We start from the raw sequence: 13753 nt of genomic DNA on the forward strand, positions 1-13753 counted from the left end.
GCGGATAAAAAAAGGGCGACCGAAGTCGCCCTTATTCTCAATGATGTCTGGCTGCCTTATTTAGCAGAAACCAGTGCAATCAGGTCGAGAACTTTGTTTGAGTAGCCAGTTTCGTTGTCGTACCAGGAAACCAGTTTCACAAAGTTGTCGTTCAGCGCGATACCCGCTTTAGCATCAAACACTGAAGTCAGGATTTCGCCGTTGAAGTCGGTAGAAACCACGTCATCTTCAACGTAGCCCAGAACGTCTTTCATCTCACCTTCTGCAGCCGCTTTGATTGCAGCACAGATTTCTTTATAAGAAGCCGCTTTTTCCAGACGCACGGTCAGGTCAACAACGGAAACGTTAGGGGTAGGTACGCGGAATGCCATACCAGTCAGTTTACCGTTCAGCTCTGGCAGAACTTTACCAACGGCTTTCGCTGCGCCAGTTGATGAAGGGATGATGTTCTGCGATGCGCCACGGCCGCCGCGCCAGTCTTTGTGAGACGGGCCATCAACGGTTTTCTGGGTCGCAGTAGTCGCGTGAACAGTGGTCATCAGACCTTCAACGATGCCGAACTTGTCGTTGATGACTTTTGCAAGCGGTGCCAGGCAGTTGGTGGTACAGGAGGCGTTAGAAACGATATCCTGGCCATCATATTTGTCGAAGTTTGCACCACGAACAAACATTGGGGTGTCATCTTTAGATGGACCGGTCAGAACGACTTTCTTAGCACCTGCGGTGATGTGTTTACGCGCGGTTTCGTCGGTCAGGAAGATACCGGTTGCTTCAGCAACAACGTCAACGCCCACTTCATCCCACTTCAGGTTCGCTGGATCACGTTCGGCAGTAACACGGATTTTCTTACCGTTAACAACCAGTGCGCCATCCTGAACTTCTACGGTGCCGTCGAAACGACCATGAGTAGAGTCATACTTCAGCATGTACGCCATGTAATCCGCGTCCAGCAGGTCGTTGATAGCAACGATTTCGATGTCAGAACGCTTTTGAGCAGCACGGAAAACGATGCGACCGATACGGCCGAAACCATTGATACCTACTTTGATAGTCATATATTCCACCAGCTATTGGTTAGTGAATAAAAGGTTGCCTGTAAAATTACAAAAACCTTACCAGGCGTCAAGCGGAATCGTGTCAATTGTTGCGACAGGTCAATTCGCCTGATAGGAATAATTCGATGCGCAACCGCTTGCGCGCCGCCAATGATATCGCGTTTCGTCGAATCAATCGCCGAATATATAGGGATGCCCGGGATAAAAGGTGATCGAAGTCACAAATACGCTTAGCGATGGACGGCATGAAAGGGTGAGCACAAAAAAAGACCCGGGTTATGTTGATCATTTGTTAGAATAATAGTCGAATTTTTCAGAATGGCACTTCCCCGGAATCCTAAAAATGGCTAAAGACACCGCAACCGACGCAAAAATCGCCGAGCTGACAGAAATGCAGCGTTATGTGACACAGCAGCGCGGAACGGAACCGCCTTACAGCGGCGCACTCCTGCACAACAAGCAGGAAGGGATTTATCACTGCCTGGTCTGTGAGGCGCCACTTTTCCTCTCAGAAACCAAATATGATTCAGGCTGCGGCTGGCCGAGTTTCTACCAGCCAGTCAGTGACGATGCGATTCGCTACATTGAAGATGATTCACACGGCATGCAGCGTATTGAGATCCGCTGTGGCAGTTGCGATGCACATCTGGGTCATGTCTTCCCGGATGGCCCGCAACCGACCGGCGAACGCTACTGTGTTAACTCCGCCTCGCTGAATTTTACCGACGAGCAGGGCGAACAGACCAAAGGGTAACGGCGATGAAGGAACAACTTGAAGCAATGCTTGCGTCGATGACGCCTGAAGTCTATCAGCGACTGGCAACGGCAGTTGAGATTGGCAAGTGGCCGGATGGCGTGGCACTGACTCAGGAGCAGCGCGACAATTGCCTGCAGCTGGTGATGATGTGGCAGGCGAGGCACAACGACGCACCGCAGCACATGACCATTGCCAAAGGTGGCGAGATGGTGATGAAGTCGAAAAAAGAGCTGAAAGAAGAGTTCGGCATCGACCCGGATGTGACCCGCATCCATCTGCACTGATTGCATAAAAAAAGCTGGCGTCATGCCAGCTCCCTTTTTAAACCAGAATCGCGCCCTGAGCGGTCATCTGCGCAAAGGCGATCTCACTGTCTTCCGGATTCAGGTTCACACCGCGGCAGCCCTCTTTCACCACCTCAACGTGATATCCCAGCTCCAGCGCATCCAGCACGCTATATTTCACGCAGTAATCCGTCGCCAGACCCAGCATCACCAGATGGGTAATGCCACGCTCACGCAGCCAGCTGTCCAGCTCGGTTTTACGGCGATGACCATTGTCAAAAAAGGCGCTGTAGCTATCAACATCCTGATCTTCACCTTTATGGAACGTCGCATCAAACAGGGAACGATCCAGACCCGGATGAAAGTCCGCGCCCGTCGAGCCCTGAATGCCATGATCGGGCCACCAGATCTGCGCCAGACCATTTAACTCACCCAGCGTGTAGACTGGCTCGCCGGAAACCGAGGCAAAGCTGCCGTGATCGGCCGGGTGCCAGTCCTGCAGGGCCAGTACGCATTCCCCGTTTTCACGGAACATACGCGCGTAACGATTTGCCACCTCGACCGTGTGGTCGCCCTCATGGACTGCCATCGGGCCGCCGGGGCAAAAATCGTTCTGAATATCAATAATGATGAGTGCCCGCTTCATTACATGTTGCTCCGTTTCAGTCTTCGGTCAGTTCGCCGCGTAAATTCTGCTGCATCTTCGCGCGGATTTGATCGGCCGAAAGATCCTGGCTGAGTAAAAAGTGTAGCTTGGTTAACGCGGCTTCCACCGTCAGGTCAAATCCGCTGATCACGCCAGCCTCTTCCAGCGCATTGCCGGTGGCATATCCGCCCATATTGACCTTGCCAGAAATACACTGGGTGAGGTTCACCACGACGATGCCGCGCTCACTGGCCTGCTGGAGTTCGGCCAGGAATTCCTTGTTCTGTGGCGCGTTACCCACACCATAAGAACGCAGGATCAGGGCTTTCACCGGCTGACGCAGGAAGTTACGCACCACGTCTGCAGAAATCCCAGGATAGATGGTCACCACGCCAATAGGCTGAGGCGTTATGGTGTGAACCTTCAGTTCGCCCTGACCGGATGGGGCAGGCGGCGTATTGAGGCGGCGAATATGAATGCCCGCTTCCAGCAGCGCAGAAAGGTTTGGCGAAGCAAAGGCGTTGAAGCCGTCGGCATGGGCTTTGGTGGTACGGTTGCCGCGATAAAGGGTGTTATTGAAAAACAGTGACACTTCGCTGATCGGATAGTTGGCCGCGACATAGAGTGAATTTAACAGATTCTGCTGACCATCTGAACGCAGCTCTGCCAGGGGGATCTGCGACCCGGTCACGATCACCGGTTTGGCCAGATTTTCCAGCATAAAGGAGAGCGCGGAGGCGGTAAACGCCATGGTGTCAGTGCCATGCAGAATCACAAAACCATCGTAGCGATCGTAGTTTTGACGGATATCTTCGGCAATAGACTGCCAGTCTTCCGGGGTCATGTCGGAAGAGTCGATCAGTGGCTGATATTCATGGATGGTGAAATCAGGCATTTCGGGGCGGTGGAACTCGGGCATGTTGGCCAGCTGCTCTTGCAGGTGTCCGGAGACCGGAATATAGCCCTGCGCCGAGCGCTGCATACCGATTGTCCCGCCAGTGTAGGCTACGTAGATGTTTTTCTTTTGCATTAGAGAACTCAGACTCGCCATAAAACGCGCAGTATAAGGGGAATAGCGGGGAAATGCAGCCCGACCAGCGGCCGGGCTGAGAGGTTTATCGCACTTCGCCGCAGTTCAGGCAGAAGGCGTAACGGTTCTGAGGATCGTTCTGCTTGTCGAACAGACCCGGCTGGGCTTTCATGGCACTCATGACATCCAGCATCGGTGCGGGCAGCCAGGCTTTCAGCGTATCCGGCAATACCGCCTGCACAGAGGCGTTCATCTGGCTCAGCATCATATCCAGGAAGCTCGGGTCATCCTGATACCAGCTCAGCACAGGTTTACTGACTTTCGCCAGCTCGCCCGCTTTCTTCACGGCATCATCGAAGTCACCCAGCGCATCAACCAGGCCATTGGCTTTGGCATCGCTGCCGGTCCAGACGTGGCCCTGGGCAATCGCATCAATCTGCTCAGGCGTTTTATGACGTGACTTCGCTACCAGACCCACAAAGTTGCGGTAGCCATTTTCGATGGTCAGCTGCATCATCTGCTGCACTTCCGTCGGCAACGCTTTGGTGGTGGAGATATCCGCCAGCGGGGAGGTCGCAACACCATCCGTGTGCACGCCAATGCTGTCCAGACTGTTCTCCAGCGTATTGATCACGCCGAAGATACCAATCGAACCGGTCAGCGTGCTCGGGTTCGCCACAATGTAGCTGGCAGGCGTTGAGATCCAGTAACCGCCGGATGCCGCCATACCGCCCATAGACACCACAATCGGCTTGCCGGCTGCCTGAGCCGCCGCCAGCTCTTCACGAATCGCTTCCGAAGCCGTTACGCTGCCACCCGGACTGTTCACCCGCAGAATGATCGCTTTGATTTTCGGATCGAGACGCGCATCACGAATCTCAGCGGCCGTGGTGTCGCCACCGACGTTGCCCGGCGTCTCTTCGCCATCCATGATCGCTCCGCTGGCCATGACCACGGCGATGTTGCCATCCTGCTGCGAGGAGGCCTGTTTCACGCTGTAGTCATAGATGCTGACGCTGCGGTAATCGTTGCTCTGCTTATCCAGACCAAAGGTTTTCACCAGCTCTTCATCGGCCGCCGCACGGGAACCCAGCGCATCGACCAGCTTGTTATCCAGTGCATATTGCGCGGTATCGCCTTTCACCGCGTTTAATCCGGCAATAATCGCCGCTGCGCCAGGGAAAAGTTGTTCCGGGGTTATCTGGCGATTGGCTGCCACGGTGTTCAGGTAGTTCTGCCACAGCTGACCGACCCAGCGGCTGTCAGCATCCCGTGCAGCCGGGGACATATCATCACGCAGGAAGGGCTCAACCGCTGATTTATAGGTCCCGACACGGAAGACGTGCGAGGTCACTTTCAGCTTATCGAGCAGCGTTTTGTAATAGAGCCCGTTGGTGGCGAAACCATGCAGATCCACAGTGCCCTGTGGCGACAGATAGATTTTGGTGGCGAAGCTGGCAAGGTAATACTGCGCCTGGCTGTAGCTGTCGCCCAGGGCATAAATCGGCTTGCCACTGTCACGGAATTCACGCAGCGCTTTGCCTACGTATTGCAGCGAAGGCTGATCGCCACCGGCAAATTCACGTAAGTCGAGCACTATGCCTTTGATGTTGCTGTCGCCTTTTGCCTGGCGAATTGCGTCGACCACATCAAACAGCGAATTTTCCTGTAAACGGTCACTGCTGGCACCCAGCAGCTGGCGGCCGATTTTACTCAGACGGTTGCTCACTGATGGTTTATCCACCAGCACGCCGCTGAGATCGACTTTCAGTGCGCCTTGCTGGATTGGCGCTGAACTGCCGCCCGAACCGCTGACCTGCAACCAGATCCCAACACCCACCACAATCAATAAAATCAGGAAAATATTCAGAATAAATTCCCTGATAAAATTCAGTACCCGCCAGCTCCAGCGGAACAGACCTGCAATTATTCGCCACAATGTGCGCATCAGACTCTCCATAAATATGTAGCAGAAAGTGGCCGCCGCGCGGACCAGACTTCCCCGACGAGCTCATCCTAAAGAGCGGCGTGTTAAAAGTCAGCAGGAAATCACTGCGCACTGTTACAAAAAATCTGCCTGTGCCAGGATAACGGCAACATTACAGAGATCGGGAGAGAAACATGGACGCACTGGAGTTACTGGTCAACCGACGTTCGGCCTCACGCCTGACTGAGCCAGCACCCGCGGGTGATGCACTGGAAAACATCCTGCGGGCAGGCATGCGCGCCCCGGATCACGGCACGCTGCAACCGTGGCGCTTTATCATTGTGGAAAATGAAGGCCGCGATCGGATGAGTCAGCTGCTTGAAAAGGCAGCACGCGATAATCAGCTGGATGAAAAAGCGATTAACAAAGCGAGCCAGGCGCCGTTTCGCGCGCCGATGATTATCACGGTGGTGGCCCATTGTGAAGAGCACCACAAAGTGCCGCGCTGGGAACAGATCGCCTCGGCCAGCTGTGCCGTGATGGCGATGCAGATGGCGGCGCTGGCTCAGGGTTACAACGGTATCTGGCGAAGCGGTGCCTGGACCGATGACGAGCAGGTACGTCAGGCCTTTGGCTGCCGTGAACAGGATGCCATCGTCGGTTTCCTCTATCTGGGCACCCCGCAACTGAAATCCAGCACCACGGTGCTCCCGCCTGACACTGCGCCTTTCGTCCGCTACTTCTGATCTGCCTGTCCGGTTCAGGCAGGGTGCTTTTCAGCCCTGCCTGTTGCACGGTTCCTGTGCGAACGATCGCTAACACCGCGCGTCACGCTTACGCCAGCAGAGCAGCCAGGCTAACATAGCCCGCGAGATGCCAACCGACAGCGAACAACCGGTTATCACTGTGTTCCCCTGATGTTAAGGATGTCCTGATTCAATGCGTTTGTTTATTGCGGAAAAACCGAGCCTTGGGCGTGCTATCGCAGATGTGCTGCCGAAACCGCATCGACGCGGTGATGGATTCATTGCCTGCGGCAACGATCAGATCGTCACGTGGTGCGTCGGCCATCTTCTGGAGCAGGCGCAACCCGACAGCTATGACAGCCGTTATGCGCGCTGGTCGCTGGCCGATCTGCCAATCATTCCGGAAAAGTGGCAGTTAAAACCCCGTCCGTCGGTCGCGAAGCAGCTGAAAGTGGTTGAAGGTTTGCTGGCGCAGGCGAGCGAAGTGGTGCATGCCGGTGACCCGGATCGGGAAGGGCAGTTGCTGGTGGATGAGGTGCTCGATTACCTGAACCTGCCGGCTGAGAAACGCAAAAAAGTGCAGCGCTGTCTGATCAACGATCTCAATCCTCAGGCGGTGGATCGGGCCATAAACCGGCTTCGTGAGAATCGCGAGTTTATCCCGCTGTGCGTCTCTGCGCTGGCGCGCGCCCGTGCAGACTGGCTCTACGGCATCAACATGACCCGCGCCTGGACGCTGCTGGGCCGCAATGCGGGCTACGACGGTGTCCTGTCGGTTGGCCGGGTGCAGACGCCGGTGCTGGGGCTGGTGGTCCGCCGCGATGAAGAGATCGAAAACTTCGTGCCGAAAGATTACTTCGAAGTGAAGGCGCATATTATCACGCCTGATGGCACTCAGTTTATCGCCAGCTGGATCCCCAGCGAAGCCTGTGAGCCCTGGCAGGATGAAGAGGGCCGTCTGCTTAAACGCGCGCTGGCCGATCACGTGGTGGCGCGCATTACCGGCCAGCCCGCAATCGTCAGCGCCTATAGCGATAAGCGCGAAAATGAAGTGGCTCCGCTGCCGTTTTCTCTGTCCAGCCTGCAGATTGAGGCCGCTAAACGTTACGGACTCAGTGCACAGACGGTGCTGGATACCTGCCAGCGGCTCTATGAAACCCACAAGTTGATTACCTATCCCCGTTCGGACAGCCGCTATCTGCCTGAAGAGCATTTTGCCGGTCGTCATGCGGTGTTAAAGGCGATACAGGCGCATCAGTCACAGCTGACTCCTCCGGCCGATTTCGATGTCGATCGCAGAAACCGCTGCTGGGATGATAAAAAAGTCGATGCCCACCACGCCATTATTCCCACAGCTCGCTCCAGCGCGGTAAAGCTCAGTGAGAACGAACAGAATATCTATGAGCTGGTGGCGCGCCAGTATCTGATGCAGTTCTGTCCGGATTCGGTGTTCCGCAAATGTGTCATCGACCTTGATATTGCGGGCGGCAAATTCGTGGCGAAAGCGCGCTTCCTCGCAGAGGCGGGCTGGCGTGCGCTGCTGGGCAGCAAAGAGCGGGATGAAGAGAACGACGGCATGCCGCTGCCGGTGGTGGCGAAAGGGGATGAACTGCTGTGCGAGCGGGGCGAAGTGCTGGCGAAGCAGACCCAGCCGCCACGGCCGTTTACCGACGCCACCATTCTCTCCGCGATGACCGGGATTGCCCGTTTCGTTCAGGATAAAGAATTAAAGAAAGTGCTGCGTGCGACCGATGGTTTAGGAACGGAAGCCACACGCGCCGGTATTATCGAATTACTGTTTCGTCGTGGCTTCCTGGTGAAGAAGGGTCGCTACATCAATTCGACGGATGCAGGACGTGCTCTGATTCACTCGTTACCCGATCTGGCAGCGCGCCCGGATATGACCGCGCAGTGGGAGTCAACACTGACGCGTATCAGCGAAAAGGCCTGCCGCTATGATGAGTTCATGCAGCCGCTAGTGCAGACCTTAACCGGAATTATCCAGCAGGCGCGACAGCAGCCTGCGGCGCATGCCTTTCGGGGATTACCGTCCACCGGACAGAAACGTCCGGTGCGCAAAACCAGGCGTAAAGTGAAGGAGACGGAATGAGGCGTTATTCAGTATTACTGGTCGCAGTTTTGGCGCTGGCGACCAGCGCGGCACAGGCGAACAGTCGTTATCAGTCGATGCCACAACAGGGTAGCAACGGTGGGAACACCGATGTGGTGGTGGATATTCCGCCAGAAGCCTGGTCGCAGGCAGAGAGACGTCAGCCAGATTGTCTCCGCTGCTGTATCTTCGAGAACCGTAACTACACGGAAGGCGCGGTGGTGAAATCAGAGGGCGTATTACTGCAATGCACCCGGGATGAACACTCCATTGGCACCAACAACCTGATCTGGAAGATAGTGAAATAGTCGTCGCGTGGCGCTCTGCCACGCGACCGTCAGTTAAAAGCGGAAGGTTGACCAGATGGGTGCATGGTCAGAAGGTTTTTCCATGCTCCGGATGTCGTAATCAATGCCGGTCTCAATGCAGTGCGACGCCAGGTTTTTACTTGCCAGCACCAGATCGATACGTAACCCGCGATTATCATCAAACCCTTTCGAACGGTAATCGAACCACGAGAAACGATCCGCCACTTCTGGATTCTGCTCACGCCAGGTATCAACCAGTCCCCAGCTCAGCAGGCGATCCATCCACTCGCGCTCTTCCGGCAGGAAAGAGCATTTGCCGGTGCGGAGCCAGCGCTTGCGGCTATCTTCGCCAATACCGATATCCAAATCGGTGCTGCTGATATTCATGTCGCCCATAATCAGAACCGGTTTATCAGCAGGCAGATCGTCCGTCAGCAGACGCTGCAGATCGCGGTAGAATTTCTCTTTAGCCGGAAACTTGGTGGGATGGTCGCGACTTTCGCCCTGCGGGAAGTAGCCATTAATCACGGTGATGTCGCCGATCGGGCTGGGGATTTCCGCGATGATCAGGCGGCGCTGGGATTCTTCGTCATCACCAGGAAAGCCCCGGCTGACTGACACTGGCTGAGCTTTGGTTAATAGCGCCACGCCATAATGGCCTTTCTGTCCATGATAGAAGACGTGATAGCCGAGCTTTGACACCTCTTCCAGCGGGAACATCTCGTCATGAACCTTGGTTTCCTGCAGACCGATAACATCGGGCTGATGCTGTTCGACAAGCGCCTGAAGCTGATGCGGGCGGGCACGCAACCCATTGATGTTAAATGAAACAAATTTCATATGATCGACCATTGTTCAGCAAGTGATAGCCGCAGATGGTAGCGATTTTTAAGCATAAAGTCATGGCAGAACAGGGGAAGATTGTGCGAATTGGGTATGGGGATTAGCTGGCAGAACAGGGAGCTTCAGAATTCGTTTGGGATGGAGTGCGACATGCAAGATGGTGGTGGGAGAAGGATTCGAACCTTCGAAGTCTGTGACGGCAGATTTACAGTCTGCTCCCTTTGGCCGCTCGGGAATCCCACCAGAGATATTTGAAGAGGCTTAAGAGGATTCAGATTCAGATGGTGGTGGGAGAAGGATTCGAACCTTCGAAGTCTGTGACGGCAGATTTACAGTCTGCTCCCTTTGGCCGCTCGGGAATCCCACCATGGCCTGAATCTTTCTCTCTTAAAGCGGGGCGCATCATACCAAATGCGATAAGGGTGTAAAGCGCCCACTGGCAAAACCACAACTGTTTGCCCACTTTTTACGCGTAGCGCTGAATCTGCAGACAATTCAGCGCGCTGGCTGATTAAAGAATAATCGTACGGTTGCCGTAAACGAACACGCGCTGCCCCAGCACTTTATAAAGTGCGTTGCTCAGGACGTTCTTTTCTACGTCGCGACCGGCGCGCATCATCTCATCAGCGGTGTAACTGTGATCGACGTTAATCACATCCTGCATGATGATCGGGCCTTCATCGAGATTGTCATTCACATAGTGCGCGGTGGCACCGATGATCTTCACGCCGCGTTCATAAGCCTGATGGTAGGGGCGGGCACCGATAAAGGCGGGCAGGAATGAGTGGTGAATATTGATGATCTGGTTCGGATAACGCTGCACGAAAGCCGGGGTCAGAACGCGCATATATTTCGCCAGCACCACATAATCGGGCTGGTAGCGGTCAATCTCTTCCACCATGCGGTTATCATGCTCTTCCCGCGTCAGGCCTTCGTGGCTCACCAGCACAAACGGAATATCGAAACGCTCAACCAGCGAACGCAGCGTGTCATGGTTACCGATGACCGCCGCGATTTCCATATCCAGACCGCCAAATGCGCTCTTCATTAACAGGTCGCCCAGGCAGTGCGCCTCTTTGGTGACCAGAATCACCACACGACGACGCCCCGCGCAGTGCAGCTCACGCACAGAACCCTTTGGCAGGGCACTGTCGAGATCGGCGAGCAGGGTATTGTCGTTGAAAATCCCTTCCAGCTCGGTGCGCATGAAAAAACGCCCGGTGCGATGATCAACAAACTCATTGTTCTGCACGATATTGAGTTCGTGCTTGTAACAAATATTGGTGATTTTGGCGATCAGACCTTTTGCATCGGGACAAATGGTTCGTAAAACTTTTCTTTGCATGGTTTGCGCTTGCATCTCAATCGAGTCCTGTCAAAGCATTAGGGGTAAACCGCTGGGCAGCCGTCAGCTTAACCACAACATTTTTTGTATTTTTTGCCACTGCCGCACGGGCAGGGATCGTTACGCCCCACGGGCGGTTTTGTACCGTCAACATAGTACCAGCGTTGATCCTCGCGAAGAAAGCGTGAACACTCATGAATGGTGTGAATGTCAGTTTTCTCACGGTATCGCGCAAAAAAGGTGACGAAAGCTTCGTTCTCATGGCTTCCATGATTACAACGGGTTACATTCAGGCTAAGCCAATCGGTTCCCGGAAAACTTTCAGATAAAAGCCCTGACAACGCCGGATGACGTTTTTCAGGATGCCAGGTCGCAACCAGATAGTCCGCGTTCTGCTGGACATAAGCGCAATAACGGGATCGCATAAGTTGTTCAGCTGTAACAGGAATCTGGTTGCCCTGCAGAAAGGGCTCGCAACATACGCTATACTGCTCTCCGCTACAACATGGGCAGGTTTCTGACACATGATCTCCAGGGATTGATGAGTCGATTCAACAGGCGCGCTATGTTAGCTGACCCCACGTTGTGACGCTACGTATTGACGGCAGGACCAGATACAAATGAGAAAGGTAAAAATTGGATTGGCTCTGGGGTCTGGAGCGGCCAAGGGATGGGCGCACATCGGCGTGATCAACGCGCTGGAGCGTGCAGGTATTGAGATCGACGTCGTTGCGGGCTGCTCTGTCGGGGCATTAGTCGGGTCTGCCTATGTCAATAACCGCCTGCCGCTGATGCAGAAATGGGTCAGTGCATTTCGCTACTGGGATGTGATTCGCCTGATGGATGTCTCCTGGCAGCGTGGCGGACTGTTACGCGGCGAGCGGGTGTTCAGCCATGTCCGTCAGCTGATCCCCAACGAGGCGATTGAGCACTGTAATAAACCCTTTGGTGTGGTGGCGACTAACCTCAGTACCGGTCGCGAACTCTGGCTGACCGAGGGCGATCTGCATCAGGCCGTTCGCGCATCGTGCAGTATGCCAGGTTTATTGCCGCCGGTGGGCTACAATGGGTATTGGCTGGTGGATGGTGCCGTGGTCAATCCGGTGCCGATCTCACTGACCCGCGCCCTGGGGGCAGACATTGTGATCGCCGTTGATTTACAGCATGACGCGCATTTAATGCAGCAGGATCTCTTTTCCGTTACACCTCAGAACAGTGAAGAAGAAGCCGCAGCAGCGGCATTGAGTTGGGGTGGGAAGTTGCGACAGCGCCTGGTGAACTTCACCCAGCGCCGTGCTTCTCAGTCGCCTGGCGCGATGGAGATTATGTCCACCTCTATTCAGGTGCTGGAGAATCGCCTTAAGCGAAACCGCATGGCAGGCGATCCGCCTGATGTTTTGATCCAGCCGGTCTGTCCGCAAATTTCGACGCTGGACTTTCATCGTGCTGAAGAGGCTATCGAGGCAGGCAGGGCCGCCGTAGAGAAGAAAATGGATGAACTATTACCACTGGTCCGTGGCAGATAATGAAGTTGTTCATTCAAAGCGGTGACTTCGGGCAATTCTGAAAGGCGCAACTGCGTTTTATGAACCACTATTGAAATATCTGGTACGCAGGGGGAAAGAATGGAAAAACCACTACTCGGCAAAAAGATACTCATTGTCGAAGATGAGGCTGTTTTCCGTTCGTTGCTGGACCAATTTTTGTTATCGATGGGTGCTGTGACGTTACAAGCGGAAGATGGTCTGGAAGCAATTGCACAACTACAACAGCATACTGTCGACCTGATTATCTGCGATCTGGAAATGCCCCGTATGAGTGGCATCCAGTTCGTTGAGCACATTCGTACCCGTGGCAACGTCGTGCCGATTTTGATCATCTCGGCCACCGAAAACATGTCTGACATCGCCCATGTGCTGCGTCTCGGGGTGCAGGATGTGCTGCTCAAGCCACTGAAGAATTTCGAACGCTTCCGTGAAGCGGTCTATGAGTGCCTCTATCCCTCTATGTTCACCTCGAAAGTGGAAGAGGATGAGCAGCTGTTCCAGGACTGGGATGCGCTGGTTCGCGATCCGAAAGCCGCCGCCAAGCTGCTTAAGCAACTCCAGCCTCCGGTGCAACAGACGATTGCTAACTGTCGGGTCAATTACCGTCAGCTGACGATGGCGGAACAGCCTGGCCTGGTGCTGGATATTGCGGCGCTCTCTGACAAAGATCTGGCGTTTTACTGCCTGGATGTGACCCGTGCCGGTGACAACGGCGTGCTGGCGGCTCTGTTGCTGCGTGCGCTGTTCAATGGCCTGCTGCAGGAGCAGCTTACCGGGCAAAAACAGCGCTTGCCGGAGCTTAATGGGCTGCTCAGACAGGTCAATCTGCTGCTGCGTCAGGCGAACCTGAGCGGCCAGTTCCCGTTGCTGGTGGGGTATTATCACCGCGGTTTAAAAAACTTAATCCTGGTTTCGGCCGGATTAAACGCCACCCTTCATGTTCACGCCCATCAGATTCAGCTCAGTAATGGCGTCCCCCTTGGCACTATGGGCAGCACCCATCTTAACCAGATCAGTCAGCGCGCAGATAACTGGCAATGCCACGTCTGGGGCGCAGGCGGACGCATCCGGCTGATGCTCTCGACGGAAGAATAAACCGCAATAACACAGGAATTCTGGCGCTGAAGACAGGGCCAGAGTTTAGCTTTACAGTTG

General features: G+C 54.7%; 14 protein-coding genes and 2 tRNA genes. 7 read left to right on the plus strand and 9 right to left on the minus strand.

From position 1 onward, the window contains the following. Positions 1–56: 56 nt before the first annotated feature. A complete protein-coding gene (gene gapA / locus PU624_RS12290) occupies positions 57–1055 on the minus strand; it encodes a glyceraldehyde-3-phosphate dehydrogenase (protein WP_003852747.1) in 999 nt (332 codons plus the stop codon). A gap of 343 nt (positions 1056–1398) precedes the next feature. Between gapA and msrB the strand changes: the two genes are divergently transcribed. Together msrB and PU624_RS12300 are read left to right on the plus strand one after the other, a co-directional pair. Then, positions 1399–1809 (plus strand): peptide-methionine (R)-S-oxide reductase MsrB, encoded by a 411-nt coding sequence (gene msrB, locus PU624_RS12295; protein WP_283547837.1) that lies wholly within the window; start codon positions 1399–1401, stop codon positions 1807–1809. Positions 1810–1814: 5 nt separating this feature from the next. Continuing rightward, positions 1815–2096 carry a YeaC family protein gene (locus PU624_RS12300; RefSeq protein WP_283547838.1) on the plus strand — a complete coding sequence of 94 codons (282 nt, stop codon included), beginning with the start codon at positions 1815–1817 and terminating at the stop codon, positions 2094–2096. 37 nt (positions 2097–2133) lie between these two features. Here the strand turns inward: PU624_RS12300 and pncA are convergent, their stop codons facing one another. The 3 genes from pncA to sppA all read right to left on the minus strand — a co-directional run bounded on the left by pncA (position 2134) and on the right by sppA (position 5720). Then, the gene (pncA, locus tag PU624_RS12305; RefSeq protein WP_283547839.1) at positions 2134–2742 is read right to left on the minus strand and encodes a bifunctional nicotinamidase/pyrazinamidase; all 609 of its coding nucleotides are present in this window, start codon (positions 2740–2742) and stop codon (positions 2134–2136) included. A gap of 16 nt (positions 2743–2758) precedes the next feature. Further along, positions 2759–3772: an asparaginase gene (gene ansA / locus PU624_RS12310; protein WP_283547840.1), complete on the minus strand. Its 1014-nt coding sequence runs from the start codon at positions 3770–3772 to the stop codon at positions 2759–2761. Between the two features lie 85 nt (positions 3773–3857). Then, positions 3858–5720 (minus strand): signal peptide peptidase SppA, encoded by a 1863-nt coding sequence (gene sppA, locus PU624_RS12315; protein WP_283547841.1) that lies wholly within the window; start codon positions 5718–5720, stop codon positions 3858–3860. Between the two features lie 173 nt (positions 5721–5893). On the opposite strand from sppA, the gene PU624_RS12320 reads away from it, so the two are divergent. The 3 genes from PU624_RS12320 (at position 5894) to PU624_RS12330 (ending at position 8863) form a co-directional block, all read left to right on the plus strand. Beyond that, complete coding sequence (locus PU624_RS12320; RefSeq protein WP_283547842.1) at positions 5894–6445, plus strand: NAD(P)H nitroreductase; 552 nt, start codon at positions 5894–5896, stop codon at positions 6443–6445. A 193-nt stretch (positions 6446–6638) separates the two neighbouring features. Beyond that, positions 6639–8555: a DNA topoisomerase III gene (locus PU624_RS12325; RefSeq protein ID WP_283547843.1), complete on the plus strand. Its 1917-nt coding sequence runs from the start codon at positions 6639–6641 to the stop codon at positions 8553–8555. After that, complete coding sequence (locus PU624_RS12330; protein WP_283547844.1) at positions 8552–8863, plus strand: DUF1496 domain-containing protein; 312 nt, start codon at positions 8552–8554, stop codon at positions 8861–8863. Before PU624_RS12325 ends, PU624_RS12330 begins: the two co-directional genes overlap by 4 nt. Before the next feature lie 33 nt (positions 8864–8896). Here the strand turns inward: PU624_RS12330 and xthA are convergent, their stop codons facing one another. From xthA to PU624_RS12355, 5 genes are all read right to left on the minus strand, one after another. Continuing rightward, positions 8897–9703 carry an exodeoxyribonuclease III gene (gene xthA, locus PU624_RS12335; protein WP_283547845.1) on the minus strand — a complete coding sequence of 269 codons (807 nt, stop codon included), beginning with the start codon at positions 9701–9703 and terminating at the stop codon, positions 8897–8899. A gap of 161 nt (positions 9704–9864) precedes the next feature. Next, positions 9865–9949 (minus strand) — tRNA-Tyr (locus PU624_RS12340). Between the two features lie 39 nt (positions 9950–9988). Further along, positions 9989–10073: transfer RNA gene (locus PU624_RS12345), tRNA-Tyr, on the minus strand. 144 nt (positions 10074–10217) lie between these two features. Next, complete coding sequence (gene purU / locus PU624_RS12350) at positions 10218–11066, minus strand: formyltetrahydrofolate deformylase (protein WP_283547846.1); 849 nt, start codon at positions 11064–11066, stop codon at positions 10218–10220. A gap of 53 nt (positions 11067–11119) precedes the next feature. Continuing rightward, positions 11120–11575: a YchJ family protein gene (locus PU624_RS12355; protein ID WP_283547847.1), complete on the minus strand. Its 456-nt coding sequence runs from the start codon at positions 11573–11575 to the stop codon at positions 11120–11122. Positions 11576–11671: 96 nt separating this feature from the next. Between PU624_RS12355 and rssA the strand changes: the two genes are divergently transcribed. Further along, entirely contained in the window at positions 11672–12577 is a 906-nt protein-coding gene (gene rssA / locus PU624_RS12360; protein WP_283547848.1) for a patatin-like phospholipase RssA, read from the plus strand. Between the two features lie 99 nt (positions 12578–12676). Then, positions 12677–13693 (plus strand): two-component system response regulator RssB, encoded by a 1017-nt coding sequence (gene rssB / locus PU624_RS12365; protein WP_283547849.1) that lies wholly within the window; start codon positions 12677–12679, stop codon positions 13691–13693. Positions 13694–13753 lie beyond the last annotated feature (60 nt).

The sequence above is a fragment of the Pantoea sp. Lij88 genome, assembly GCF_030062155.1.
Lineage (GTDB): Bacteria > Pseudomonadota > Gammaproteobacteria > Enterobacterales > Enterobacteriaceae > Pantoea.